At 39.6% G+C, this 26,823-nt stretch carries 22 protein-coding genes; 8 read left to right on the forward strand and 14 right to left on the reverse strand.

The window, feature by feature from the left end; all coding sequences use genetic code 11:
- Positions 1 to 168: 168 nt before the first annotated feature.
- On the forward strand, positions 169 to 1,224 hold the full coding sequence (locus L2567_RS06580; RefSeq protein ID WP_235296953.1) for a ThuA domain-containing protein: 1,056 nt from the start codon (positions 169 to 171) through the stop codon (positions 1,222 to 1,224).
- 31 nt (positions 1,225 to 1,255) lie between these two features.
- Here the strand turns inward: L2567_RS06580 and L2567_RS06585 are convergent, their stop codons facing one another.
- On the reverse strand, positions 1,256 to 2,608 hold the full coding sequence (locus L2567_RS06585) for a deoxyribodipyrimidine photo-lyase (RefSeq protein WP_235296954.1): 1,353 nt from the start codon (positions 2,606 to 2,608) through the stop codon (positions 1,256 to 1,258).
- A gap of 47 nt (positions 2,609 to 2,655) precedes the next feature.
- On the opposite strand from L2567_RS06585, the gene L2567_RS06590 reads away from it, so the two are divergent.
- Entirely contained in the window at positions 2,656 to 3,183 is a 528-nt protein-coding gene (locus L2567_RS06590) for a VOC family protein (RefSeq protein ID WP_235296955.1), read from the forward strand.
- Here the strand turns inward: L2567_RS06590 and L2567_RS21130 are convergent.
- Entirely contained in the window at positions 3,166 to 4,224 is a 1,059-nt protein-coding gene (locus L2567_RS21130; protein WP_235296956.1) for a T9SS type B sorting domain-containing protein, read from the reverse strand. The two genes, L2567_RS06590 and L2567_RS21130, sit on opposite strands and share 18 nt — an antisense overlap.
- Before the next feature lie 146 nt (positions 4,225 to 4,370).
- On the opposite strand from L2567_RS21130, the gene L2567_RS06600 reads away from it, so the two are divergent.
- Positions 4,371 to 5,057: an Ig-like domain-containing protein gene (locus L2567_RS06600; protein ID WP_235296957.1), complete on the forward strand. Its 687-nt coding sequence runs from the start codon at positions 4,371 to 4,373 to the stop codon at positions 5,055 to 5,057.
- Positions 5,054 to 5,917 carry a hypothetical protein gene (locus L2567_RS06605; protein WP_235296958.1) on the forward strand — a complete coding sequence of 288 codons (864 nt, stop codon included), beginning with the start codon at positions 5,054 to 5,056 and terminating at the stop codon, positions 5,915 to 5,917. The genes L2567_RS06600 and L2567_RS06605 overlap by 4 nt, the downstream gene beginning before the upstream one ends.
- 60 nt (positions 5,918 to 5,977) lie before the next feature.
- Here the strand turns inward: L2567_RS06605 and L2567_RS06610 are convergent, their stop codons facing one another.
- A complete protein-coding gene (locus L2567_RS06610; RefSeq protein ID WP_235296959.1) occupies positions 5,978 to 7,249 on the reverse strand; it encodes an O-acetylhomoserine aminocarboxypropyltransferase/cysteine synthase family protein in 1,272 nt (423 codons plus the stop codon).
- 373 nt (positions 7,250 to 7,622) lie between these two features.
- Between L2567_RS06610 and L2567_RS06615 the strand changes: the two genes are divergently transcribed.
- A complete protein-coding gene (locus L2567_RS06615) occupies positions 7,623 to 8,390 on the forward strand; it encodes a zinc metalloprotease (protein ID WP_235296960.1) in 768 nt (255 codons plus the stop codon).
- 34 nt (positions 8,391 to 8,424) lie between these two features.
- On the opposite strand, the gene L2567_RS06620 is transcribed toward L2567_RS06615, so the two are convergent.
- Both L2567_RS06620 and L2567_RS06625 read right to left on the reverse strand, forming a co-directional pair.
- On the reverse strand, positions 8,425 to 9,057 hold the full coding sequence (locus L2567_RS06620; protein ID WP_235296961.1) for a tetratricopeptide repeat protein: 633 nt from the start codon (positions 9,055 to 9,057) through the stop codon (positions 8,425 to 8,427).
- Positions 9,054 to 9,623 carry an RNA polymerase sigma factor gene (locus L2567_RS06625; RefSeq protein WP_235296962.1) on the reverse strand — a complete coding sequence of 190 codons (570 nt, stop codon included), beginning with the start codon at positions 9,621 to 9,623 and terminating at the stop codon, positions 9,054 to 9,056. The genes L2567_RS06620 and L2567_RS06625 overlap by 4 nt, the downstream gene beginning before the upstream one ends.
- Before the next feature lie 91 nt (positions 9,624 to 9,714).
- Here L2567_RS06625 and L2567_RS06630 point away from each other — a divergent pair, with 91 nt between their 5' ends.
- Together L2567_RS06630 and L2567_RS06635 are read left to right on the forward strand one after the other, a co-directional pair.
- Complete coding sequence (locus L2567_RS06630; RefSeq protein ID WP_235296963.1) at positions 9,715 to 10,338, forward strand: hypothetical protein; 624 nt, start codon at positions 9,715 to 9,717, stop codon at positions 10,336 to 10,338.
- Positions 10,339 to 10,341: 3 nt separating this feature from the next.
- Positions 10,342 to 13,014 carry a CHAT domain-containing protein gene (locus tag L2567_RS06635; protein ID WP_235296964.1) on the forward strand — a complete coding sequence of 891 codons (2,673 nt, stop codon included), beginning with the start codon at positions 10,342 to 10,344 and terminating at the stop codon, positions 13,012 to 13,014.
- Here L2567_RS06635 and L2567_RS06640 read toward each other — a convergent pair.
- From L2567_RS06640 to L2567_RS06665, 6 genes are read right to left on the reverse strand one after another with little or no spacing between them, the layout of a single operon-like run.
- A complete protein-coding gene (locus tag L2567_RS06640; protein WP_235296965.1) occupies positions 12,976 to 13,749 on the reverse strand; it encodes a nicotinamide mononucleotide transporter family protein in 774 nt (257 codons plus the stop codon). The genes L2567_RS06635 and L2567_RS06640 overlap by 39 nt on opposite strands.
- 1 nt (position 13,750) lies before the next feature.
- Positions 13,751 to 14,479 carry a sulfite exporter TauE/SafE family protein gene (locus tag L2567_RS06645; RefSeq protein WP_235296966.1) on the reverse strand — a complete coding sequence of 243 codons (729 nt, stop codon included), beginning with the start codon at positions 14,477 to 14,479 and terminating at the stop codon, positions 13,751 to 13,753.
- A 3-nt stretch (positions 14,480 to 14,482) separates the two neighbouring features.
- Positions 14,483 to 14,896, reverse strand: coding sequence for a YeeE/YedE family protein (locus L2567_RS06650; RefSeq protein WP_235296967.1), 414 nt, complete (start codon positions 14,894 to 14,896; stop codon positions 14,483 to 14,485).
- Positions 14,897 to 14,899: 3 nt separating this feature from the next.
- Positions 14,900 to 15,469 carry a YeeE/YedE family protein gene (locus L2567_RS06655; protein ID WP_235296968.1) on the reverse strand — a complete coding sequence of 190 codons (570 nt, stop codon included), beginning with the start codon at positions 15,467 to 15,469 and terminating at the stop codon, positions 14,900 to 14,902.
- A gap of 60 nt (positions 15,470 to 15,529) precedes the next feature.
- A complete protein-coding gene (locus tag L2567_RS06660) occupies positions 15,530 to 18,643 on the reverse strand; it encodes a T9SS type A sorting domain-containing protein (protein ID WP_235296969.1) in 3,114 nt (1,037 codons plus the stop codon).
- A gap of 12 nt (positions 18,644 to 18,655) precedes the next feature.
- Complete coding sequence (locus tag L2567_RS06665) at positions 18,656 to 19,324, reverse strand: SGNH/GDSL hydrolase family protein (protein WP_235296970.1); 669 nt, start codon at positions 19,322 to 19,324, stop codon at positions 18,656 to 18,658.
- 187 nt (positions 19,325 to 19,511) lie between these two features.
- Here L2567_RS06665 and L2567_RS06670 point away from each other — a divergent pair, with 187 nt between their 5' ends.
- Positions 19,512 to 21,125 (forward strand): sodium:solute symporter, encoded by a 1,614-nt coding sequence (locus tag L2567_RS06670; protein ID WP_235296971.1) that lies wholly within the window; start codon positions 19,512 to 19,514, stop codon positions 21,123 to 21,125.
- 1 nt (position 21,126) lies between these two features.
- On the opposite strand, the gene L2567_RS06675 is transcribed toward L2567_RS06670, so the two are convergent.
- The 3 genes from L2567_RS06675 to L2567_RS06685 form a co-directional block, all read right to left on the reverse strand.
- Positions 21,127 to 22,665, reverse strand: a complete 1,539-nt coding sequence (locus L2567_RS06675) for an MBL fold metallo-hydrolase (protein WP_235296972.1) — start codon at positions 22,663 to 22,665, stop codon at positions 21,127 to 21,129.
- Between the two features lie 147 nt (positions 22,666 to 22,812).
- Positions 22,813 to 24,768, reverse strand: coding sequence for a plastocyanin/azurin family copper-binding protein (locus L2567_RS06680; RefSeq protein WP_235296973.1), 1,956 nt, complete (start codon positions 24,766 to 24,768; stop codon positions 22,813 to 22,815).
- Positions 24,768 to 26,600: a family 16 glycoside hydrolase gene (locus tag L2567_RS06685; RefSeq protein WP_235296974.1), complete on the reverse strand. Its 1,833-nt coding sequence runs from the start codon at positions 26,598 to 26,600 to the stop codon at positions 24,768 to 24,770. Before L2567_RS06685 ends, L2567_RS06680 begins: the two co-directional genes overlap by 1 nt.
- Between the last annotated feature and the right edge of the window lie 223 nt (positions 26,601 to 26,823).

Genomic DNA, 26,823 nt, shown 5'->3' on the forward strand with positions numbered 1-26,823 from the left:
GAAAAGAAAATAACGATCGATGGTCATCTGGCCATCGATTTTTTTTTGATAGAAGAAGAATCGTTACTTAGTTATTGACTTTTGATAGACAACCTGGAAAAAATTTGACGAAGCCTTAGATTGGTTTCAGGACAAACTTTCTATATTGATGTTCGGAAAAATCTTGCTATGAAGTTTACTACAGTTTTAATATTTCTAAGTGCATTGATGACAATTATAAGTTGCTCTGATAAGACCACTGTTAAAAGCCAAAAAGTTGAAAACGACCAGTTGAAAGCTCTGATCATAGATGGTCAAAATAATCATGGTGTGTTTCCGATGACCACCGTGATGATGAAAGATTATCTAGAGGAAACTGGACTGTTCGAAGTGGACATCGAAAGGACAAAGTACATATATCAAGGTCCACACCATAATGAAATTGAAGGAGTAGACAGCATTCAGCAATTGGTGGACATGTATCCCATTGAATCAGAAAAAGAATTTGAACATACTAGCAAACCGCAGTCAGACTCTGACTACCACCCCAACTTCAGCAAATATGATGTTGTGATTTGCAATTTTGGATGGCAGACGGCTGACTGGCCAAAGCAAACTCAGGATGATTTTGTCAAATACATGAAATCTGGAGGAGGACTGGTCATCATTCATGCAGCAAACAATGCTTTTGGAGACTGGGATGAGTATAATAAAATGATTGGCTTAGGTGGCTGGGGAGGAAGAGATGAAAATAGTGGACCATATGTATATTATGATGATAACGATGAACTCCAGCGCGATATGTCCGAGGGTAATGCAGGTTCTCACGGGCCTCAACATGAGTTTGTTCTTACCACAAGGTCACCAGATCATCCTATTATGAAAGATTTACCAGAAAAGTGGTTGCACACTAAGGATGAATTATATGAAAGACTCAGGGGGCCAGCAGAAAATATGACTGTATTGGCTACAGCCTTTTCAGATAAAGAAGGGAATCAAGCACCGTGGGATAAAACACGAAAGGGATCTGGAAATCACGAACCTATGTTGATGACGATCGAATATGGAGAAGGTAGGGTATTTCATACGGCTTTAGGTCATATGGACTATTCTATGGAGAGTGTGGGATTTATAATTACATTTCAACGAGGTGCAGAATGGGCAGCAACTGGCAAAGTGACCATCGATGTTCCAGACGATTTTCCTACAGTAGAGCAATCAAGTGCAAGAGCCTGGCGAAAGTAGGCTTTATAAATGAGGTACTGACAGGCATTTTTTATTTTCCTTCGACAAACTTGTCCACATCAATTTTGCTGTCTAGTCCGGATCTATTCATCTTTCTTACCTTTCCAAATACGTCATTTTCACCCCAAGCTCTGTCATGAAGTCCAAATATCCACAAGGCATTAGCATAACTATTTGGATCATTGCCATCCAGAAAATACTTGTTGTTTAAATATAAAAGTGTGCTTAAGGCAAACTGCGGTGTATTCGTCCAGGCTAAAATTTGTTTTCCCCAAAACATTCTCATATGATTATGCAAGTAACCTGTCTCCCTCATTCTTTTCATACACTCATTCCAGGCCTCATCATGCGTTTTACCATTTTCCAATTCTGATCTGGTATAGACATGCTCTCGTTCATCCGACTTGTGTTTGTCCAAAGTCTCTTGTGCCCAATCAGGTAATGCTTTTAAGCTGTCGTAGTCCTCTTCTGTAAAGTACACAAAATTGTGAGTCAATTCTCTTCTTACTAAAAGTTCCTCTATGTAAGACTTGACGTCATCGGTTTTACGCCTGGATTCCACTCTGGAAAGAATATAGCTTGGTGCGATATGTCCAAATCTGAGATACATACTCATTTCAGAAACCGATCGATCCGTGGGCGATTGACGAGCATCATCATAATCATTTAATTCACTATTTAAAAAATAATCCAACTTGGATTTTGCTTCACTATGCCCACCCTTGTATTCTTCTACTACATTTGTATGTTCAGAAAAACTCAGGTCATCGATAATGCTTTGATAAGAATCTATCGACCTAGAGTCTAAACTATAATTCAAAGTTGATTTAGGTACTTTGGATGATGTGGGTTTTTCTAAGTAATCTTGATATGCATCCATAATGTCTGACCTGATCGTTCTGGCAGCATATTCTTGTTTATCAGAAACACCCTCAACAGGAACGGTGACATTGGATTCGACCAAAACCAATTTGCTTGAAAAAGTTTTGTGAATATGATTGGTAACGGAGGTATTTTCTCTGAGATAGCCAAAATCCGATACAACCGCTTTCGCATCTTTCAGCAAATCCTTGAATACATCAGAAGCCGAGCCTAATCGAAAAACGAACTTAATATTTCTATCACTTAGTTCATTTTTGAAGTCTTGCAAGCCCTCTACGTGAAATTTGATATGTCTTTCAGTCAAGTGATTTTGAGTGTTCTCCAGGTGCGTGCAGACCACTACTCCACAATCTTCTTTCTCAGCCAATCCTACTGCATATTCTAAACTGTGATTCCAATGAGCTCTGAAAGATTTAATAGCCCAATACAAGATATATTTACCGTTTTCATCACAATCGGTATCATTTACAATGTGAATCCTATCTTCGTGTATATTTTTCATAATCATCTAAGTCTTGGAGATAATATTTATGTTCGGAATCATCAACTATGAGTGAAATATTTAAAGAAGAAAGTCTTCATTTGTTTCTGGATACCATATTTCGAGAACTTGAAAGGTCAGCAATTAAAGTTGATCACCTTGAAATGGACCACTTATGTTATCGTGTGCAAAGCATGAAACGATATGATGAAATAAAAACGCATCTCACGAATGAATATCAGCTGTTGAGTGAATCGTTGGTTAATGGTCGTCCCATTATGAATTTCCAACTTATTCCGCCATTGACATACCAGGAAAGAAAAATTGCAATTCTTGAAATCCCGGCTCCTAAACATGGCAGCAAGTATGAAGAAGGTTTTGAACATGTTGAATTTGTCATACAAAAAAGCATTGAGGAATTTCTGGAAGAGTACAAGCATATTCCATTTGATCTCAAAGGGTTAAACAAGCCTTATAATCGAGAAGTGAGGGTCAAGTTTGATCAATACAGCGTTAAATTTCATGAATCAAGCTTAGTGGAAGTCATTAGAAAAGAGAAGGAAGCGAAGCGCACCAAGCTACCTGACCAATTGTAGGCTTCCCTGGAAAATGTCTACATCCCCATTCGAAAAAGAAATCTCGGCAACATAGACATAGAGGCCCACGTTGGCTGGCTGGTCATTTAATCGTCCATCCCAACTCTGGCCATTGGATACCAGGTTGCCCCATTGATCAAAAACTTTAAGGTAGTTTACACTTTCTACGCCTTTGCCTGTAAATACTTCAAAAACATCATTGAAACCATCTTCATTGGGTGAGAAAATATTCGGAATGTAAAACCTTCTTTCTTCCGCTGCAATGAGCGCTTCCACAATCACAACGATGGTATCAAATTCAATCTGTTCTAATTCGAAGAAAGCAAAATCATCCAATGCAAAATCATTGCCGTTAGGGTTAGTATTTTGATTGATGATACAAATATCAGCAGTCTCAGCTGATTCACTATTCCATAATTCGTAAAATTGCCGCCACTCGCAAACGTTTTGAGCAGCAGTAAAAACCTGACCTATGGGTGTGCCATTGATAGAGAATTTCAGCATGGCGGGGTTCTCTCTTTTTACCGATGTTAGCCATGATGAGAAGGCGTAAGTTGAATTAGGTTTGATGTCAATGGTCTGGCACCATACTCGTTCATTGGCTACCGGTGAGCCGTCTATTACCATCATCGGTCCATCTCCAGTAGTATGATCTGGACAATCTTCGAAAAATACGCCATTCAAGGACTTTGCACTGGTCGAAATTCCAAAAACGCCTTGTGTATTGATCGCATCGACAAAGGGATAATCACTGCTAAACCCTACATTTCCTTCAGAGAAATCAGGGTTTTCAATTAGATTTTGAGTGGGTTCAAAAGTGATACGCCTGACAATATAAGTTGTTTCTTCTAAAGGTCTAGCGGTGGGATTGTAGATGGTAGGGTTCGTCAGGCTTTTAGATGGGGTCCACAGATATAAAAAGTCGCCTTGCTCGGTTTGCAATTCAATGGCTTCCCCAGGATTACAAATGTACAAGGTATCCTGAGCACTTACCAACTTAAAACCCAACAAGCATAGAAAGATGAAAATGACGTTTTTCACTTCGGAAAGATATAAAAAGATCACAAAACCATAGCGTTTCAAGCAGATGTCCGTTAGGATGCAATTGAGTTCAAAAAAGTGCAAAACTGCCAACTAAAAACTGTTAAGCACGTTTCCGCAATGATAACCATATTCAAACAAGTCAAATGAAAACAACAGTAATATTATTTTTTATATCGATATTTTTCTTTTCCTGTATCGGCGACGATTTCATTGACGATCGGGTAGACCCGATTCTTCGGATCACCAATCCTATTGATTCTATTGCACTGGACTCTACTTATCAGTTTCAAATCAGTTTTCTCAACTATGTCGGAAAAGAAGAAGAAGTGGAGGCGGAGTGGACCTCTTCCGATGAAACCATCATACAAGTGGATCAGATGGGACTGGCATCTGCGAAGTCACCCGGATCCGCTGAAATTACTGCCGAATATACAGACCTGGAAGGAACATTGGTCACGGACAGCCGTACGGTGGGCGTTGGTGAAAGAACGGTAAAAGAACAAACAAAGGGTAAAAAAGGGCTGGTGAGTACCACCAGTACTTACAAGCTTACCGGTGAATTTACCCTCACCTCAAATGATGATGGGTCTATAGAGCTGGCATTCTTCGATGATTACGAGGCCTCTACAGCACTCCCTGGCTTGTATGTCTATCTAACCAACAATCCGAGCACTATCAGTGGAGCACTTGAAATCCAGGCTGTGGAAGTTTTCGAGGGCGCACATACCTATACCATTGAGAATGTGGAATTAGAGCAATATGGATATGTCCTTTATTTTTGTAAACCGTTCAATGTCAAAGTTGGACACGGAGAAATTGAAGATCAATGAAAAAGCAATATATTGTAGCAATTCTATTTTTGTATGCAGGAAGCCTTTTGGCTGGAGGGCCATGGCCCCAAAAAAAAGGGCAGGTGTACTTAAAACTTTCAGAATGGTGGCTTGTATTTGACCAGCACTATACAGATCAAGGCTTACTAGACCCTAATATCACCACTGGCTTATTCAATACAACGATCTATGCCGAATATGGATTTACAGATAGATTAACAGGCATAGTGTATGCACCTTTGCTTAGTCGAAACTATATGAATAACCTGATATCCGCTACAAATCAAGAATTATTGGTTCCAGGTGAAGCCATCAATGGTTTAGGTGACATCGACATCACTGCTAAATATGCCATTAGCAGAAGTTTTCCAGTATCTGTTTCACTGACTCTAGGACTTCCCACTGGAGTCCCCTCTGCTGGAAGTGAAGGGAACTTACAAACAGGAGATGGCGAATTTAATCAATTGGTGCAGATAGATGCAGGACAAGGTTTTCAATTATCGGAAAATATAGGTGCTTACTTCAGTGCATTGGTAGGTTTTAATAATAGAACGAGAGGGTTTAGCGATGAATTCAGATATGGACTGGAAGCCGGAATGGGCCTATTAAATAATCGGTTATGGTTAATCGGCAGATTGAATGGCGTGGAATCATTTCAAAATGGTGAGACTGCAGCCACGATTTCGAGCACCAGCATATTTTCAAACAACTCTGAATTTACCAGTTACGGAGCAGAGGCTGCCTACTATGTCACTAAAAGATTTGGAGTATCCGCCTCATTTGCTTCGGCTTTCAGAGGAAGGATCATTGCTGCCGCACCCAGTTATTCCGTCGGATTGTTTTATGACATGAGTAAATAAAAAAGCCTTTCGTTTCTGCTGCGAAAGGCTTCAGTATTAACCAAAATACTTCTCACATGCCTATAGAGCAGAAAAGGCTTGTTCAAGATCACCTATAATATCGTCGATGTGTTCAATTCCAACACATAGTCTCAGCATTTCTTGCTTTACACCTGCTGTTTTCAGTTCAGCCTCTGACAACTGACGATGCGTCGTTGATGCCGGATGACAAGCTAATGATTTAGCGTCGCCAATATTGACCAGCCTCTTAAAAATTTTTAAAGCATCGTAAAACTTGACAGCAGCGTCATAACCTCCTTTTATTCCAAAGGTCAACAGTGAAGAAGGTTTTCCATCTGTATATTTCTGAGCCAACTCATAGTAGGGACTACTTTTTAATCCTGCGAATTGAACCCATTCTACCATATCATGTCCTTCCAGATATTCTGCAACAGCCTGGGCATTGGAGCAATGTCTTTCCATCCGCAGACTAAGTGTTTCGATTCCCTGTAGAAGTAAAAATGCATTTAATGGCGAGAGTGCAGAGCCTGTATTTCTTAGCGCCACAGTTCTTACACGACCAATATAGGCAGCTGCTTCGAATGCTTCTGTGTAAACAACGCCGTGATACGAGGGCTCTGGCTCATTAAGCATATGAAATTTCTTGGGATATTTCGCCCATGGAAAATTACCACTGTCCACTATAATTCCTCCCACTGTGGTACCATGGCCGCCCATGTATTTTGTAAGGGAATGTATAACGATATCTGCTCCAAATTCAATCGGTCGCAATACTGCAGGAGAAGCCACTGTATTGTCGACTATCAATGGAACACCATGCTTGTGAGCCATATCTGCAATTGACTGTAAATCAGGAATGTTCCCAGCAGGATTACCTATGGTCTCGCAGTAAACTGCTTTTGTATTTTCATCAATCAACTTTTCTAGGTCTTCTGCGCTGTCAGATTCCGCGAAACGAATATCAATGCCTTGCTTGGGAAGCATGTGTTTAAACAAAGTGTAAGTCCCTCCATAAAGCAAGGGGACGGTAACCACATTGTCTTCTGATTCAGCAATGTTTAGTATACTGTAATTCACAGCAGCACTCCCCGCACTTAATGCCAGAGCTGCAATCCCACCTTCCAGAGCAGCTACGCGCTTTTCCAAAACATCGTTTGTGGGATTCATGATGCGTGTATAAATATTACCTGCAACTGCCAGATTAAACAAGTCAGCACCATGTTGTGCATTGTCAAATTCATAGGCCACAGTTTGATAAATGGGTACAGCTACCGATTTAGTGGTCGGCTCTGTATCATATCCACCATGTATAGAGATGGTCTCCTTCTTCATAATTTATGTTGTTTGCTTTTATATCAATATTGTATTGTAGTAGTTAAGTCGATTTATAAAATTCATATCTAATGTAAGAATAATTCCTATTATTCATAACTAATAAATATTTGGTTTCAAATATTATAAGAAATAGACTATTAAATTTTAATATTTATAAATGTTCATACTTTCATATGGCTGGGTTCAATCTCTCGATCATATATAAAAAAATTATAATGTGATCATGCTATTGTTAACAATTATTTATACATTCACATTAACCTGAAAGCAAAAAAATAACGGTTCCTATATAAGGGATGTCACCTTTATTACGTTTCAGTAGTAATATAAAGTAACTCCCCTTCCTTTAAACTCAAAATAAAGTTGTGCCATGGTGAGTCTAAGTAAAATATTAATAGCAAAGGCCATTCTTGTCTTTTGTTTCAATTTGAGTTTTAATGAGAGCGTTCCATTTTATACAGTAAAGGATAATATCGTAGAAGTCCCCATCATGAAATTGAACTTTTATATGATGAACCGCAGTGATGCTGAAGCTGAAACCTTGAGAAGTATTCGAAAAAATGTAGAATATCTCAATAAGGAGTTCCAGGATGTGATAAAGTTTGAGATTGAACAATTTTTTGTCGACGAAGGCCATGCTTATTTACCGGACCTACACCAGGAATATTTTGGTGTAGAAGAATTAACAGTCGATAGCCTGGTTAGGGATCTAGAATCAAAAGGCACCATCAACGTCTTTATTTTCGAGAGTTATTTCATTGAAGATCTGAATGCTGAACTCATGGGATTTACTCCTATTTTCAAAGCAAGTCACAAAGAGTATGTTAATGCTTCTCCTAGTTTCGATCGCATATTTCTGGCTTATAATGCACTGGGTAAGCAAACTACCCTAGTACATGAAATGGGTCACTTTTTAGGATTGGACCACCCTTGGGAAATGTCGGAGATTAATCAGGGAATGATGGGATTGCATGATGAGGATGCTATTCAGGAAAACCATATGGCTTATGGACCAAGAGTTTCAGGGTTTACCAATGAGCAGTTGGCACGAATGCAGCATTTTGCTTTACAATTTAGAAGATATCTCGTCAACAGGAGTGAATTTAGATTACGCGGTGAAATCGCTTTCAATCAATAGGAAACATTTCATTTGTTATATGAGCTTTCCGTCTTTATAGTTTAGCCAATATATTCATGGCTTCATCATATTTGTAATGGGTCTCTTCGAATTCGTTAAAAAGCTTTTGTACTTCATCTATTCTATTTAGCTTTAACAAGGTAAGTCCTTTGTACCATTGAGCTTGCTCGACCACCCTGGCATCCGCACTATTGATGACCTGATCATAAGCAGTTAAGGCCTTATTGTATTGCTCGCTAGCTTGATAGGCATTACCTGCGTATAGCAAATAAAGGGCATCCTCATTCTGAGAATAAAGTTCGGTAAATGCATCAGCTGCCACTTGATATTTTTGAGAAATGTAGGCTGCAATGGCATCATTTAGTATTTTCTCAGCATCACCTCTCTGATTAAGCGCCATTGGGTAGGGCTCATAATTAGAAGCGTAGATTTCACCAGTAGAACTTGTCGTGAACAGTTGTGGAAGCAGCATACTGACCAAGGCAAATGAGGCAGCGACCGCCAGGCTAATAAAGATCAGTTTAAGTGTTTTTCCACTACCTTTGGTGTTGTCCTTCTCAACTAACGCTTCTGAAGATTGGATTTTATCCAATTTTTTTCTTAGATCTAAAACATCACTGGCAAATTCTTCCTCTAGTTGTCGATCTAATTTACGTTCATTACTCATATCTCTGTTAATTCTGCAAAAAGTGGATCAGCTTTGATTTTGTTGACCAACTCTTCTTTACATTTAAATTTTTTCTTTTTTATATAGCCCTCTGAACTGTCCATTTTTTCTGCAATTTCAGCCATCTTGACTTTCGCAAAAAATAAAGACAAAACCTTCTGACAACTTTCAGACAATGCTTGAAAGTGCTTTCTGTATAACTTCAATTGCTCTTTCTGTTCGATTTCTTCCTGCATGCCCGGGCTTATTTCTACACGGTCGTCATCTACTTGTTCTACATATGAAATCCGATCTGTTTTACGAATCTTTGCAAACCAAAGATTTCGGCAAACGACCAAAGCATAAGACCAGAATTTACACGTTAATTCAAATTCTCCTGCCTTTAACTTCTTGTAAATTGATACGATCATTTCTTGAAATAAGTCTTTAGCATCATCCTCTTGTCCGCCATTTTGCCGAATCCAGGATATTATTCCGGGTAAGATGTCCTTATAGATTTCTGAAATTACCTTGCTGTCACGGTTTGCAATTCCTTCTAAATAATAGGTGTTCTTACCTGCTTTCATAAACGTATATCTTAAGAGGTTAATAGGTTACCCTGGTGGATATTAAAGGTAACCTTTTAGTGGGAATCGATATAAGAGTAAAAAGTTAATTATGAAACTTACAGTATTGTTATATTGGATTTTCACATTTCAGATTCCTAGTCTAAATATAGCTCAGGACGTCTATATTCATGAAGCCATCAGTCCTGAAACTAAAAAGGAGATCATATCCAGTGTTCATGATGTGATAAATCAGTATGAGAAAAATGGAAATTTCCGAAATGATCGTGATGGTCGTTTTAGCGATGATAAGTACCTTAAATTTATAGCACTTTTTGCAGGAGAAGCTCAGTGTATTGATGACATTACATGGACACACCAGCCCACGCATTTTTCCAAATATGCTCAACTGATTTATGAAAACTTAGCGGAATCTGGCTTACCTTTTCAATTGGAAAATATAGAGATACAATCTATAGATATAGATGATACCGGATTTTATGTTGTAGATTTAAGTATGAGAAAACGGCTGTTCGCAGGCATAAATGAAGCAGGTAATCCTGTCGAACTCAGACGAGGAAGATCTGTCCAATTAGAGATGCGGATGGACCTTCCTGACTATTTGGTTAGTGATGCCAGAATCCAATATGTGAGATTGAAAGAAAGAAAGAATATCGTTCAACAACTTTTGGAGTTACCGTCCAAGTTATTGAACAGCCACACTAATAAGCAGTAGCTAATGAAATATTTCACATTATTGATATTTCTTTCATTGGGCGTGACCGGCCAGACTATCATAAACCCGGACATGGCAGAGGCACTTTATGACAGAGGTAAGGATATTTACTACGAAGCTCGTTATGATGAGGCATTAGCCATTTTGGATTCTGCTTATACTATGGCTGCGAGTCTGATTCCTCAATCAGAAAAATTACTGGTTAGCATCACCCACCGTCTAGGCAATGCCGCATTAAAGGCCAAAAAATATGAAGCTTCCAATCAGTATTTGGAAGAAGCGTTGGAAAGGGCAAAAAAGTATTATGGTCCGCAAAGTGAGAGGGTGGCAGGTGTTTATAATGACCTGGGGAATCTGTATGGAGCCATGCATTTGTATAATCGGTCCATGGCTTATTTTCAGCAATCGATCAGCATTGAAGAAACCATTAGTGGCAAGAATAGTGTCGAAGTGGCTTATATCAAAATGAACAAAGCTGGTAATTTCTATTCGTTGGGAAATTACTCAAAGTGCATTGAAGAATATCAAAAAGTGCTCAAAATATATAACGAACATTTAAAGCCTGATCACGAAAACTACAATAGGGTATACCTGACCTTAAGCAGTGCTTATCGAAAAAAGGGTGATGTGAATGGAGCTGTCGAATATGCTATGAAAGCCCTTGACATTAAGCTAAAAAACTATCCAGATGATCATCCGAGTGTGGCCAAGTACTTTATGAATGTTGGAAAGGCACTGGTCGATGCTGGCAAACCGGAAGAGGCTGAAAACTACTTTTTAAAAGCACAGCATATTGTTCAATCTGTGGGAGATGCTGAGGATCTGGGCGATTATATCAATGATGCAGCAAGGATTTATCAAGCAAATGGCGACGTTGAAGTAGCGCTTGATCAATTTGAAAATGCGAGGAAGATCATTGCAAGTGAGGGATTATCCACTTATGCAATAGATTACAATAGAGCAATATGTCTATATGCATTAGAAGAAAAGGAGCGCGCATATCAGTTGATGCAACAGATTTCAGAAGGCAGGGAGGATGCACAGAATCAATTGAGACTCAGTAAATGGGCCGGAAGATTGGGCTACCCTGACGCGGCCAAAGAATATCTGAACAGAGGTAAGGGTTTGCTGAATGAAGGAGATGAACTTAAGGCCATAGAATACAAAGTTCAAGAAGCGGTGATAATCGCCAATGAAAACCTGGAAGAGTCTTGGCAACTCATTCAGGCTGCGATTGGAGATTTTGTTAAGAAGCGTAGATATTATTCGGGAAGAGAAAGTAAGGAATTTATTAACGATGAATTAGCTGGCGTATTTGATTTTGCAGTTGAACTTGCTGTCAAGCGATATGAGGAGGACTTTCAAAATAATTCGTTGTTAGAAGATCTTTATAAAATCATAGAACAAGCTAAAGCCGCCTCATTCTGGGATGATCAAAGTGAGGATAATGCACATTATTATGGAGGTGTACCACCTGACTTGTTGGACGAAATTGATAGGCTTCAGCAGGATGGTATTGATTCCAGGGTCGAACTGGAAGAAAAGATGGATAAACTTGAAAACGATTATCCTGAATATTATAGACAAAAGTACAGCCTGGCAGTTCCCGAAATCAAACAGATTCTTGACAATCTTGGAGATGACATGGTTATCATCGATTATTATGTATTGCATGATCAGATTATAGGAATCGTCATTGGTGAATCTAATTTTCATTTGATTCAATATGCTGACAAGGATAACTTTGATTTTTCAAAGGAATTGGCGATTCTAAAACCGGACATTGAACGCATCAGCATTATACCTCATGACTTTCTTTATTTCACCTCATTTGATGGCATTCGTCATCCTGTCGAAGGGCACTTTCTTATCTATGACTATGCCTTTTCTTATCAAGTCAATATTCAGGGTTTGCTCAATTCCCATAACTCATATAAGGAAGTCAGGTATATGGGTTTGGTGCCTGAATGGAGCGGATTGGCAGATGATTTGGTTGCCAGTCGTTCTGATCTGGTGCCTTTACCCGGGGCTAAAATAGAGGTCGAAGAAGTAGCGAGTCTATTTGGTGGAAAGGTCTACAAGAATGAGGATGCTTCTGAGCGGATTTTTGTCAGTCAAGCGCCTCATTTCAGCCTTATCCATCTGGCTACTCATGCAATGGTAGATCCGGTTAATGAGCTGAATTCCGCTCTCTTTTTGCAGCCTGAGAATGAGGAGGAGACGGGAAAGCTTGAAATGGACGAGATCATGGATATGGATTTGAATGCCGATATGATTATTCTAAGTGCTTGTGAAACAGGCGCAGGAGCTTTGCAGTCAGGTGAGGGTGTGATGAGTTTGGCCCGTGCTTTTCAATATGCCGGTGCGAAAAGCGTACTGATGAGTTTATGGCGTGCCAATGATCAGTCTGCACACCCGATCATTCTGGAATTTATGAAAAATTATAAAAAAGGCATGACCAAAGATGTGGCGCTTCAACAATCCAAAATCAAATTTTTGGAAAATGCTGATCCATTATTGAAGGATAAATTTTATTGGGCAGGATTTATGATAAGTGGGGATGTTGGTAGCATGAGTTTAGGTCGTACACACATTTGGTGGTGGATCGGCGCCTCACTAATTCTCCTGTTAATGATATTAGTTTCCCTTAAGTTGCGTGCTAAGGTCACTCAGTGAACGATCGCCATTAAACTTCCAATCCACCAAAGTAACGATTGCATTGATCATGTAAAAGATATACTTGGCAACATTGGCATAATTGAATTGCAGCGCATTTTTGGTCAATTGTACTATGTTATAGATCATCCATGAAAGCCAGGTTTCTTCATATTTTAATGCTGAGGAGATATTGGCACCTATCGAAATGCCGAAAGTAATGGCCACCGTATTGAGAAATAGGGTGTCGGTTCTTCCTCCAAAAAGAGATGCACCCAAATACACCAATGCGAATCCCAAGGCAATACCTCCGGCCATAATGGTATAATATTTCCAGTCCAGTTTTTTGATTTTTTCTCCTTTGGCCCAATTGAAGACTGCAAAATTCATGATAATGAAAGTCGAAGGGTAGGTAATGATGGCTGATGCATTTCCGAATAGATAGTCGATGGTTCCTGCCGTGATGGTTGTAAAAACACCAATGATGTTCCCGATATTACTTTGCTTACCGATAAATCTGGTCGACAATAAAGAAAACATGGCTGATAGGATAGATACCAATCCAAGAGGAAATGCGCCTTCTGCCATCTGATCACTGAGATTAATCAATGGTACATTGAAAATAATTTCTCCACTTTTGTACATAGTACCCTGGAAATTCCTGGTAATGGATATGACCAAGATTAATGCGGCGCCGAATAAATCCAGGTAAGGAGATCTAACAAATTTTCTAGCCCATGGAAACTTAAGATTCATATTAACTAAACAACAAAATAAGTGCCGCAATAGCGGTGACTAACAAGATAAAATTTCTGTATGCCTTTTCATTGAACCAGGAAACAATTTTGACCCCGATGAAAAAACCGATGACGACTATCGGTGCTAGATAAGCATCTTGCAGCAATGATGTAGAATCAATGGTTTCCCAGGAAAATATATGAAATGGTACCTTGAACAAATTGACAATGAAGAAAAGCCAAGCTGCCGTACCGATGAACTGGTGCTTGGGGATCCTCATCGCCAGAAAATAAATATTTGCAAATGCACCCGCAAGATTACCCACCATCGTAGTAATGCCTGCAGCGGTGCCGGTTAATCCTGCGAACCACATTTTCTGTGGAATATTCTTTTGACTTCTTTCCCACCACACCATGATGATGACGCTGATAATGATGATGATCGACATCAAGTTTTTAAAAAGCTCTTCATTCAGATTCTTGCCGATCATTACACCCGATAACACGCCTAAAATCATCCAGGGCAAAAACTTCAACAGTATTTTCCACTGTGCATGGCGGTTGTAATAAATGACGGCAAGAATGTCACCTACAATTAAGAGCGGAAGAAGCACCCCGGTCGATTGTTTGGCTCCGTAAGCAATGGCCATGAATGAAACAATCAATATAGATGTACCTTTCAGTCCGGCCTTTGCAATTCCAAGCGTTAAAGCCGCTATAATAGCAAGTGAAATTTGTAAAGGACTCAAATTCTAGTGAGGCAGTTTGTGCTTGACTATACCATAGATGAATGTGCCGACTAAAGATGCAGCAATGACAATCAAAATGGTCCATATTCCATGTCCCAAAAGTACGAACATTGGACCCGGACAAGCACCTGTCATGGCCCAACCCAATCCGAAAATGGTACCGCCCACCAAAAGTCTGAAGATTCCCCCTTCTTTGATGGTGAACGTAGGTGATTTTCCTTCTATAGTCTTCATTTGAGTTCTTTTCATAATTTGTATTACAATAGCACCCAGCACTACAGCAGTACCAATAATTCCATACATATGAAAACTATCGAATCTAAACATTTCTTGTATTCTAAACCAACTGATGGCCTCAGATTTGGTCATGACAATACCAAAAAGAATCCCAATAAAAATATATTTGATGTATTTCATATTTTATAGTATTGCAGGCATGATGACCCAGGCAGAAAGCAATCCACCGATGAAAAAACCAATAACAGCAATTAAAGAGGCAAGTTGAAGATTTGCAAGTCCGCTGATCGCGTGTCCGGATGTGCAGCCTCCCGCATACCTTGTTCCAAATCCAATGAGTAAACCACCCACCACCAGCAAGAACCAGTTTACGGGTTTTGAAATATCCCAAAATATCTCTTCAGGAACAAAACCTGCACCTTCTGACATAGCTTCTGGTGTATTTACTCCAAGAGTTAAGAGGTGTGCCTTCGTAGCTTCGGCGATTTCTACTGGTTCAGGACTGGCTAAGTATTGAGAGGCAATAAATCCACCAATCACGGAAGCTGCGATAAAAACCAGATTCCAAGTTTTAGATTTCCAGTCAATTCTAAAGTAATCACTGTATTTTCCTGCACCTCCCATGGCACATAGCGTTTGAAGATTAGAAGAAACTCCAAATCTGCCACCAGCCCATGTAAGCAGGACCATCACCACCACTATCATGGCGCCTGATATAGACCAATGCCAGGGTTGTGAAATATAATCGATCATAAATCTTATCTATTTAAGGTTGTTAAAGACATCAAATTTAATGAAATAGTTGACGCTTGTCTAATCGACCAATTTAATTACACGTTCAATATGATTTACCTGATTATTGGATATCTTGACTAGATAGGGTCCTGGAGCAAAAGCCATCAATGAAAAAGTACCCACATATGCACCATCATAACGATTGATCTTTCTTGATTGTAAGACTTGACCCGATAAACTTACAATTTCTACATCCATTTGAGACGGACGGAATTGCGACCCATCAACTTTGATCTTAAAAACATCTGAAGTAGGATTAGGAGCAATTTGAACATCTACTGGGTTACCTAAGAAATCATAGACAGCAGAGGAAGACTCCACCAATACCATTTCATTGAATTGACAAGAACCTGATTGGTCTTTTACGCTTAAGTCGTAGGTGCCAGGAAGAAGATTCATGAAGATCGCACTTTGCTGAAAGGTTTCACCGCTATCCAGACTATAGGAGTAAGGCTCTATACCTCCTGCAACTTCAATTGAAATGATCCCATCTGCACTGTTTTCGGCGGATGCTGGCGAAGAGGTTATATCCACATCCAAAGTGCATCCAATCGCACGTCCACAGAAAATTTCAGTTGCAGATGCTCCGAATTGTCCATTGTTCGATACCAGTAAGGCATCTTGATTATCGAAAATACTGAAACTTCCATTTCCGAAATCGCAACAGATTCCATCACCAAATGCATCCGTCATCACAAATCTAAAACATGAATCAGGGTCGACGCAAATGGTTTCTCTCACCGTCATCTGTGAAACTACATCTTCAAAATCACCAGACGCAATCAATTCGCTGGTCGATTCGTAATATAATTCCCACTGGTTTTCAAAGGGGAATGGATCTGCTCTAAATTCAAGCGTTATGAATTGATCTTCTGCAAGTTTTGAAACAATTAACGATAGTGTATCATTAAATGATAAGGTGTCCTGTTGACCGCCATTGACACTGGAAATATAAAAGTCAATTTTATTTCTGCCCGGACTTAAATCTTCTACCTGATGTTCTAAAATGACAGATTGTCCGAAGGAAAGCGCACCTCTGTATAAAATTGAATCCACTGTCTTCGCATCTATATCTATTTTTATTATAAGGCTATCGATGGTTTCAGCCCCATTGTTGACGATAACTAAATTGGCCTCCGATGTTGACTTGCAACTTCCCTGTTCAATACCTCCAGAAATTCCGGCCTCAATAGCATGAAGTTGACGAATGGAGCTTCTGATGGTGTCATTTAAGCTGTTTTGATCCAGTACAGAAGAAACTACAGCACCTATTTCGTATTGAGCAACTGAACTTAGATCCAGCAAACTTTCAAAAATGATTTTTCTGGTACTGTCTGGGAAAAGAGGATCATCAACTGATAGCGTTTCGATAATTTTTCCCTGAAAGATGAGGTCTACTTTATAATTTGACATGCGCTTCAGACCTGTATTGGTCACTGATACTTCGACTTCTTCTTCGGTTGTAAGCGCTGAGCCTGTAACGGGATTATTGATGGCGCTAAGAGAAAGATCAAAAGAATCTCTGTTGATTCTGAAGGCAACGATCCGGGTTTGCGAGACGAAAGTTCCTTCACCAGCATACTCAGAAGTCCACCAAAAAGCATTGTCATTCCCAGGAGCAACGGACATATGACTATAATCTCCAAATCGTTCACCCGAGTTGATGGTATTCACTCCGTCTACTATGGTGACCTCCTCTATGGTCATTTCTCCGGGTGGATCATTTCGAGTACGACCTGTAAATCTAGCTCCCACATAAGATTCAGCGCTCGAAATGTTATAAGCAAGACCGATGTTTCCATTTTGATCCATCGCAATGGAAGGCATGAATCTGTCATATCCATCAGTAGGTGCAAAAGTACCCTCCTGATGGAGTTTCCAGGGATCTTCTGCAGCGTATCTTCGCAATTCCATCCATCTGATACCCGATAAATTATCTCCGTTGGTCACATCTGTAACGAAGCTGAATACCATGGATTCATGACTTCCAAAATTCCGCAAATGAGGTAGGTTCATAATCACTTCCGGAATGGCATCCAGGCCCTCTCCTTCAAATTGTGGAATACAGGCAAATCCAAATCCTGACTCAGAACAAGGAAATGGATCAAATGGAGTAGTCACAATGGAAGTCCTGAGAACAGTGGTATTGATGTCATTTAGAAAGTCAACGTTAAAACTATAAACGTCAATTTGATCATTTGCTGGACCACCGTCCCATGAACTGTCATTCATGGCTATGGTGATAGGTTTGTTGTCAAATGGGGGAGAAAAACCGTTCCAATCCACTGGTGAGGAGACGTAGAACCCTCCTTCTATACCAATACTTCCAGGAATCCGAACTCGCTGCATGTTTACTTCTTCGTCACCGCGATATAATCCATGTAGGTCTATAAAATATTGGTGAAGTTCTCCGGGACCTTCTTCATTGGTAGTTAAGATCAATATATCTAGACTTAGCGCATACTTTGGATAATCCGGAAAATTAGGAGTACTGAAATTATATGCAGTATAGGTCCCCAGTGGATCATCCGAATCGCTAATGGCGATCAGAACATTTGCTGGATCAGAAAACTCCGTAAGTATCCATCGATCTGCCTGCTCATCATAAAGGACAATCGGATCGCCTACACTGGATTGATCAAATTCCATCCATAGCGTATTGGCAGAAAACTTAGAGATAAGATTTCCATTCAAATCGAAAACGCCAATCATGGTGGCATTGACCATTTGTACGTAATACTGATCACTTACATCCCCTGTAGGATCATGAGGGGACCCAAAATCACCAATGCCATTGACATTAACGAAGGGTTCAACCTTTTGACCATTGGGAGAAAATCGGGTTTGCCTAAGTGGATCGGGTCCCTGGTGCTCAATAGATTTATGGATGGATTTACTGAAACCTCTTCTACCTTTAAAATTCTCTGGTGCTTTTTTGAAATTTCTATTATTTCTCTTTTTGAAGTCGGCAGTTAGCTTACGCTCTTTAAGTGATCTTATGGATCGCGATTGACCAAGTTTAACAACTTTTGAGCTGGTGACCTGAGCATTTTCTATCAACTCTGTGGTCGATTGTGAAAAGCTGGATTGCAGGGTTGCCAGCAGAAATACAAAAGTCAGGTAGCTTTTCATTTTATTCTATGATCACATTTTCTTCTGTAGCATTTTGAAAAATAGTTCAGCGACAAAAAGATTTCCTTGTTTGTTCAAATGCACCCGATCAGAAGTTAAAATTCCCTTTTCTTTATTTTGTGGATTATTGGTTCTAGCATAATCTATCATTGCTCCTCGAAGATCGATAAGCTCTGTACCATTTTTGGCTGCCAATGCTTTTATGATCTTTGTATACTCGTTAAGATCTCCATCCAGCGTATTACTGTAGTCAGTTTTCTCACCAATGACGCCCGGGGTCACTAAAACCAGGTCGATGCTGTGGGACTGTAAAGTATCAATGATGGCCTGATAAAATCGCTGAAACTTATCGGCATCTGTTCCAGTACCATGACTTTGCTTATGCCATACATCATTCACTCCTATGTAAATAAAAACGATGTCCGGCTTCTGGGATACCACGTCATCCTGCATTCTTAAATACAGATCGTAGACCTTATTACCACTGATACCTTTGCCTACCAGGTCAAAGTTTGATGACTGTCCACTGGCTTGCATAAGAGAGTCAATCAAAGTGATGTATCCACCTTCCTGCACTGCGGCTTGGGTGATAGAATCCCCGAAAAATATAACTTTCTTCTTTTCTGTGAAGAAGGAACTCATAAGTGTCAGCATTACAATGATCCCACTGAATTTTAGCATTTCAACATATTTTAGTAAAATTCAAATATGAAGAATTATTGACATTTATTTGAATGATAGGTGCATTAGTTTATCGTAAAAATAACCTGTATGCTAATTTAATTTGCTATCATTGTTTAGCACATCTTAATAGAACTTTCGGTGATCTGGTTCTGAACCAACAGACTAACTTTATAAAATATAAGAAATGACAAGCTTAGATACTTTTGATTGGGTAGTGCTCAGTCTCTACTTTCTGGTGTTGTTAGCCATTGCATGGTGGGTCATTAAGCAAAAAAACCGAAATACTGAGGACTACTTTCTAGCGGGTAGAAATGTGGGATGGTTTGTGGTGGGAGCATCTATCTTTGCATCCAACATAGGTTCTGAACATGTTGTGGGTTTAGCAGGGAACGGCGCAGGTGACAAAATGCCTTTGTTAATTTACGAATTACACTCCTGGGTTGTACTGATGCTTGGATGGTTGTTTCTTCCATTTTATGCCAGGAGCAAGGTATTTACCATGCCAGAATTTTTAGAACGTCGATTTGATGCCCGCTCGAGATGGGTATTATCTGTGGTATCTATCATTGCATATATTTTGACCAAAGTTTCCGTGACTATTTTTGCGGGAGGAATAGTTGTTTCGACACTGCTAGGTATTCCTTTTTGGGTGGGTGCTGTTTCTACCGTAGTTCTTACTGGCTTATATACCATCCTCGGAGGTATGAAAGCTGTTGTTTATACCGAAGCTGTTCAAGCCATCGTATTGATTGTCGGTGCTGCCACATTGACCTTTATGGGTTTAGATGCGGTCGGAGGTTGGTCAGGACTTAAAGAGACTGTTACTCCGGAGTATTTAGACATGTGGCGTCCCAATTCGGACCCAGACTTCCCATGGCTTCCGTTGGTTTTCACTTCAAGTATAGTGGGGATCTGGTACTGGTGTACAGATCAAGTCATTGTTCAAAGGGTACTAACAGCTAAAAATCTAAAGGAAGCCAGGCGTGGAACCATTTTTGGTGCTGCGATGAAAATCACACCTATTTTCTTGTTCTTAATACCAGGAATTGTTGCTTTAGCGCTGAAAATGCGAGGAGAAATTAATTTTGATAGTCCGGATGAAGCCTTTCCTGTATTGATGACCCATCTTTTACCCTCAGGTTTAAGAGGCTTAGTAGCGGCAGGATTAATGGCAGCTTTAATGAGTTCTTTGGCTTCAGTATTCAACTCGTGTTCGACACTTTTTACACTGGACATATATAAGAGAATTTACCCTGAAAAGAAGGAAAAAGCATTGGTCAACATTGGCAAAATTGCTACAGGAGTAGTGGTCGTACTTGGCATACTATGGATACCGGTCATTTCTGTGCTTTCTGATGGGCTTTATGAGTATTTACAGAAAGTACAGGCTTACCTGGCACCTCCCATAGCGGCGGTATTTTTGCTCGGTATTTTCTGGAAGCGGATTAATGCCAATGGTGCTATTTCAGCTCTGGTCGTGGGCATGATACTAGGAATGAGTAAACTAATGGCTGAGACATTCATGAGTAGTATGGCTGAAGGGACTCTGCTTTATGGGTTTGCGGATTTCAACTGGTTGGCTTTTGGAGCCTTGTTTTTCTTCACCTGCGTGTTGATTGCAATCGTTGTCAGCCTTTTGACTAAGGCACCTGATGAAGAAGCAATCGAGGGCTTGACCTTTGGTACAACCAGCAAAGCGCAGAAGGATGAAAGTAAATCCAGTTATACCATGGTGGATATCGTAGCTACATTGGCGATTCTGGGTATTATCGCCTGGATAATGATCACATTTAGCTAGATTAATTTGTAGACTGCTCCATGGCCCTTTCAAGATCAGAGAAAGCGCCAACTGGTCCGTGAACACCGACGAGTAGATCAACCTTTATTTCATTGGAATTGATATATTCAAATAGTGTTATGCCCTCCTGACGAATGGTTTCAAGAGGTTCACCTTCTCTTGGAGTTCTAAACAGATCACCCTGAAAAAGTAGATTGTGTTCGGGAATGTAAGCAATAAGAATGTTTTCTACATGTGTGGTTGGGCCAATATTTAGTATCTCCAGCGTCAAATGACTGTCTGAAATGGTCATACCATTTTTATTGACTGACGCCATAATTAAGGGTGCATTCTGAAATTCTCCATATCCGGCCAGTGTATGCTTGTAAGACCTGTAGTTTTCATAGAAATCTTCATCTCCCTCTGCTACTATAACCTTCGTACCTTGTTTCAGATACTCCATAAATCCACCAGAATGATCATCATGAAAATGAGAAATGAATAAATATTGAATAGGCTTATCAGGGTACCTTTTGCTGATTTCATTAATGACGACCTGACTGGCTCTATTGTCTAATGGTGCTTCTAAAATCACAATGAAATCATTGAAATTCACAAAAGCAGCGTTGTAGTCCTGATTTAGAATGTTTTTGATTAAAAAGACATCGGGTACTAATTCAACGATCTCCATTGGAGACCTCGATTGGTGGATCGGTTTAACATATCGATAATCCTCTATTATTTTGACAAAGTCTGTTTGATCCTGAAATTTTACTTGAGTAAATTGATAGTCACGCATAAGATGACCATTGATTTCCTGAGTATTTTTTAAGGCCATATTAAAGCCATTGATCTTTTCGTATTGATCGAAGTGAAGGTTGATTTCTGAGTCCCCAAATGCATAATGATAGTCCAGATAGGATATTTTTTCAATTTGATAATTCGATTGGTTGATATAAATATCACAAAGATTTCCATTCAGTAATCCTGATAGTAAAAAATATTCTTTTTGATTTGACGTGATTAGGTCTTGATACCTTAAAGATGATAAGTTTTCAGATAATGCTTTGAAGATTAGGGGTGTGAGACGCTGTTTCCAAACATTATCTGAATGATTGTTTTCAGTTGAGTGATAAGTTTGACCTTCTTTATTCAAAAAGTAAATAGAATCATTGGTTGTTAAGGTCATGGCATGATCGTTGAAGTAGGGCCATGATGTCTGCATTTCATTTAAGTACTGGTTGTTCGGAATGTTAAATTGTAATGAACCGTTTCGTTCCAACTTTTTATGGAGGCTGTCTGTGTTATAGCCTTGAAAGGGAGCGGTTACCATTCCATTATATTCTACACTCATAAAATTGATCGAATCTAATGCACTCTGTCCTCCATTGAATTCAATAGCAATCTTTAATATTTCGCGAGCCTGCTGATAAGAATCTAGAGCAGAAAGGTGATCAACTTTGAAACTTGAAGTTGGTTTATCATTGCAGGATGCAAACAGTAACGACAGAATTGATAAAATATAGATTCCCCAATCGTTCATTGATATTTTCTTACTCATCGTATCTCAGTGTTTTATAGTCTGCATCTTCAGAAGAAGATACTTTCTTCCAGGTGAAACATTATTTGATATATCAAATATAATGAACTTTGAGAACGATTACTAATGTGGAATGATAAGAGATTGTTAAATAGTTTTTAGCAACATTTACCTCACGATCATCACACCACGCATGATCGAGGCATGGCCGGGAAAAGTACAAACGTACTGATAAGTCCCCGGTTGAGTAGGAGCTGTAAAGTAAATAGCATCGGAAGTATGAGGTTGCATCAAATTAGTATGATACAATACATTGTCAGAGTCAGGTACATAGCCTTTTTCCATACCCTGAAGTCCTAGATCTACCGCTGCCTTCCCAACCTGATCCGCCGTGTTTGGCTTTACAATTAGCAGGTTGTGTAGCATGTCATCATCGTTGTTGAATACCAATTTTATTTTACTTGCAGCTTTGACGGTAAATTCCTTGATGTCATATTTTAGTCCAGGCTCTGTACCTATTTCTACTGTTCTATCAGGTCCATTTGTCCATGAACCAGGCATTTCTATAGGTCGTTTTGCTGATGTGATATCATTGATGGAAGCCATATCAGTATTGTGATCCGCATGATCGGATAAAGTACTTTGACCCTGAGGTATTTCATTGATGGTGTAATAACCCTTGTCGTGGAGTAATTCTTCATTCCCTTTACTGTTGACTCCTGATGCATTGATTTCGTAAATGTATCCCTTTCGTAAACCAGAAAAATAAATTCTGACAGATTTGTGATCCTCCCCAATTTCTATCTTGGAAATTTGCTTAGATTCCTGATTAATAATTGGACTTCCATAAATGGAATGGTATTTATAATTGAAGTCGGTAATACTATATGAGTTTTTATTCAAGGCTGTTTCAGGCTTGACTTCTTTAGTAAAATTAATGAGGAATCCGTCAGGTTGGATTTTAACCTCAGACATTTCAAACGGAACCTTACCATTCCAGGTCAAACGCTGCAGACCATACATTTCCTTGCCGGTTGAGGACCAACCCCTACTGGTCATACCTACATACAGCGAAGGAGTTTCATCAAAAAGCAGTCGTAGAATTCCGGATTCAAAGCCTTCCCGAAAGGGAAAGCAAATTCCTTGATAGACACCATTAACCCTTTCCTGAAAAACACGCATAATTTTAGAATGGCCCTGATCTCCAACGAGAAGTTGGCCCTTGAAAGGTCCAAATCCTTCTGGAATTACAACCAGATCAGAGGTGGAAATCCCCATCAGGGTATGTGGAAACCATACTGAGGGAGGTTTGACCCCAGGTACTTTTTGACTATAATCATACAGCGTTGTTTCTTCTTCAATGACAATATCACTTTCTTTTAAATTTACAGTCGAACCTTCTTCTTCAGACCATTTTAGACCTGCTGGGTTTCCCACAAAATCTCCTTGTTCTACGTGAGTCATTCTACCTGAACCTACCCAATCCCCTTGATTCTCAGTATAAAATAGATCACCATTGGCATTAAAACCAATGCCAGCAGGTGAACGCATACCTGCAGCGATCGGTATCAATTTTCCATCAGTGGTGATTTTGACTACCCAACCACGCCATTTCGACAAGCTCGCACCTTTTCCTATCCAGCCTAGATTCAAGCTCACGATCATATCACCATTAGGCAGGAACTTAGGTCCGTAAGAGTATTCATGATAATTACCGTCTAATGGCCAACTGTAAATATTCTCATATGAATCCGCCTTTCCGTCCTGGTCTTTGTCCGTGACTTTTGTCAATTCCCCGCGCTGTGCCAGATAATAAGAGCCATTTCTCCAATTAAGTCCCAATGGTTCATGTAGACCATGAGCGAATCTCGAATAAATGGGACTTGAAGAGGCAGGATTGGTGATTTCCCAAATTTCTCCTCTTCTCGTTGTTATGCCCAATTTGCCCCCATCATTAAAAACCATCCCTCCTACTTCTAAGATCACATCATCCGGAATGGGCACGTCCATAATTTGATAATACGCATTCTCTTTGACACCGTCTGTTAATTGTGCGTGCACAATTATAAGGCCCAGCATGGCCAAAAAAGTTAATGTTGATTTCTTAATTATATTACATTGCATTACCAAAATAATTTATAGGTGGTGGAAGAGTTGGCATCCATTTTAACAGTGAGTTCTTTACCGTTCAAAGTAGCGTCCGGCGATTCGATATAATATTGACCAGAGACAGAATACAATCCATTGGGTAGAAGCTTGATCTGATCGGACTTAACCAGCACAAGATCTTGTGTCTGATCGCTTTTCAAGAGCTCAATAGTTCTATTCAGTTTCCGTTCATTTTTAGAGGGATAAATAACATCCTTCCACTCCATGCCTTCACTTTTGTAATGAAAAACAGGTTGACCATTTTCATTTATTTCATAACCTTGGAAGGCTACCTGTTTATCTTTGATGGATTTAAATGGAAAACCATCTGTGGCTTCCAGTGCAGCATTAAGTGGCATTAGAATTTGAGGTTCTCCTCGACTCCTCCACATATCTGTAAGATCGGCAAAATCGCCACCCCAGAATTTTAATAGTGCACCTTCGTGAAGATCGTAGGAATAGTGGATGCCTTCAGGTGATCCTACAGAAATTGCATGCGTTCTTTTTTTGTCGTTATACATGACGAAACTTCGAATCATTTCTGTCTCCTGTACAGTTTTAATTTGAATGGCATCTTCTTTATTGGAAGATCCTCTTGGATTATGGTTAGCAAGACTTCTCCTATAAATTCCGGGACCTTCGTAATCCATTAAAATTCGCGAAATCCATGTGTCATCATAATATCTAAATTCGAACGGATGGGTCCCTTTCTCTAAATACACTTGCCCATAAACTTCATCAAATCCCGGGTTCCCTTCATTGTGAATAATCAGTGAATCGTTAATGAGCAAATCTCCACCTTCATCTATTCCAGTGTAAAAAAGGTAGTTGCCAGTGACTGGAACCTGGAGTTCTGCATTAAAAATGAGACCATAGTGATCTTCCTTTTCGTTAGCAACACTTGGATCCAAGGAAGTGGCACCCCCTTCTTTAACAATTCGGACCGTATCAAAATTTGGAAAAACTACCCCATCAGGATGTTCAAAGTACTGGTATGAAATGTTAGATAAGACCAGAGAGTCTTGCGTGTAGGACTTATAGGATATATTTCTAAAAGCCACATTACCATGGTCGCCCTGTATGATTAATGGTCCATATGGAGCCTCGCCATCCAAAAAAGGTCCTCGGGTCGGTCCTGTCAATTCAATGTTTTCATGCACAAGAATTCCATTATGGTAAACGTGATCAAACTTGGCGTTGGCAATTTTACGTCCATCACGATCAAATTTTGGAGCACGAAAGAACGCATCGATTTGTTGCCAAAGTCCGGGGGCTTTACTGCTGTTAATGCTTGGTGGATGTCCTTCGAAACCCTCTTTTCCCTTTCCTCTTGAGTCGTCCCACCTTTCGTAGATCGCTCCTGAATCGGATATACCGGGTTCTTTTACTCCATAACTGTCAAATATTTGTAGTTCATATCTACCCTGAAAATACATACCAGAATTGGAGCCTTTAGGTACCAGATATTCAAATTTGATATGCAGATCCCCATGTTCCATTTTTGTTCGAATAGCATTGTTTCCCTGCTCACCCATCTTATTGGCTAAAATACCGGTGCCTTCCTCTAAATCGAAGCTACCGGGATCTTCAAAATCTGCGTAAACGCCACCGACTATCTTCCAATTATCTCCCTCGCTTTCAAATGCCTCTAAATCTTTTAATTCCAATTGGTCGAAAGGTAACTCGGTGATCTGAATGTTTTCATTTTGATCCATAGAGATGGAATCCATTTCCAATTCTTCTTCATTGCTACATGAAGCAATTGTGAAAAAGACTGAGCATAATGCTAGTCGACTTAAAAAATGCATTGAGATTAGTTTTGATGTCAATGATAAATAGGAGATTAAGACAAAACAATATAAGAATATTGTTAGGATGGAATGGTCTATTGTGCTATTGAATTGGACGGAATAAGAAATATTAAGATATTTTGGATCAATACTTAGAATGATCAAAAGGCATTAACCAATTGTTAGTGAAGGAAGGAAGAAAATCGAAGATTAAAAGAGATGGTTAGAAGGAGAAAATTAG

It is taken from the genome of Portibacter marinus, from assembly GCF_021533195.1.
GTDB classification, from domain to species: Bacteria; Bacteroidota; Bacteroidia; order Chitinophagales; family Saprospiraceae; genus Portibacter; species Portibacter marinus.

Coding starts and splice junctions, on each gene's coding strand:
- L2567_RS06635 (WP_235296964.1), top strand. CDS start 10,342: ATGAAATATTTCACATTATTGATATTTCTTTCATTGGGCGTGACCGGC.
- L2567_RS06655 (WP_235296968.1), bottom strand. CDS start 15,469: ATGATCGATTATATTTCACAACCCTGGCATTGGTCTATATCAGGCGCC.
- L2567_RS06650 (WP_235296967.1), bottom strand. CDS start 14,896: ATGAAATACATCAAATATATTTTTATTGGGATTCTTTTTGGTATTGTC.
- L2567_RS06670 (WP_235296971.1), top strand. CDS start 19,512: ATGACAAGCTTAGATACTTTTGATTGGGTAGTGCTCAGTCTCTACTTT.
- L2567_RS06615 (WP_235296960.1), top strand. CDS start 7,623: ATGGTGAGTCTAAGTAAAATATTAATAGCAAAGGCCATTCTTGTCTTT.
- L2567_RS06580 (WP_235296953.1), top strand. CDS start 169: ATGAAGTTTACTACAGTTTTAATATTTCTAAGTGCATTGATGACAATT.
- L2567_RS06600 (WP_235296957.1), top strand. CDS start 4,371: ATGAAAACAACAGTAATATTATTTTTTATATCGATATTTTTCTTTTCC.
- L2567_RS06590 (WP_235296955.1), top strand. CDS start 2,656: ATGAGTGAAATATTTAAAGAAGAAAGTCTTCATTTGTTTCTGGATACC.
- L2567_RS06675 (WP_235296972.1), bottom strand. CDS start 22,665: ATGAGTAAGAAAATATCAATGAACGATTGGGGAATCTATATTTTATCA.
- L2567_RS06665 (WP_235296970.1), bottom strand. CDS start 19,324: ATGCTAAAATTCAGTGGGATCATTGTAATGCTGACACTTATGAGTTCC.
- L2567_RS06585 (WP_235296954.1), bottom strand. CDS start 2,608: ATGAAAAATATACACGAAGATAGGATTCACATTGTAAATGATACCGAT.
- L2567_RS06685 (WP_235296974.1), bottom strand. CDS start 26,600: ATGCATTTTTTAAGTCGACTAGCATTATGCTCAGTCTTTTTCACAATT.
- L2567_RS06605 (WP_235296958.1), top strand. CDS start 5,054: ATGAAAAAGCAATATATTGTAGCAATTCTATTTTTGTATGCAGGAAGC.
- L2567_RS06630 (WP_235296963.1), top strand. CDS start 9,715: ATGAAACTTACAGTATTGTTATATTGGATTTTCACATTTCAGATTCCT.
- L2567_RS06625 (WP_235296962.1), bottom strand. CDS start 9,623: ATGAAAGCAGGTAAGAACACCTATTATTTAGAAGGAATTGCAAACCGT.
- L2567_RS06610 (WP_235296959.1), bottom strand. CDS start 7,249: ATGAAGAAGGAGACCATCTCTATACATGGTGGATATGATACAGAGCCG.
- L2567_RS06660 (WP_235296969.1), bottom strand. CDS start 18,643: ATGAAAAGCTACCTGACTTTTGTATTTCTGCTGGCAACCCTGCAATCC.
- L2567_RS06680 (WP_235296973.1), bottom strand. CDS start 24,768: ATGCAATGTAATATAATTAAGAAATCAACATTAACTTTTTTGGCCATG.
- L2567_RS06620 (WP_235296961.1), bottom strand. CDS start 9,057: ATGAGTAATGAACGTAAATTAGATCGACAACTAGAGGAAGAATTTGCC.
- L2567_RS06640 (WP_235296965.1), bottom strand. CDS start 13,749: ATGAATCTTAAGTTTCCATGGGCTAGAAAATTTGTTAGATCTCCTTAC.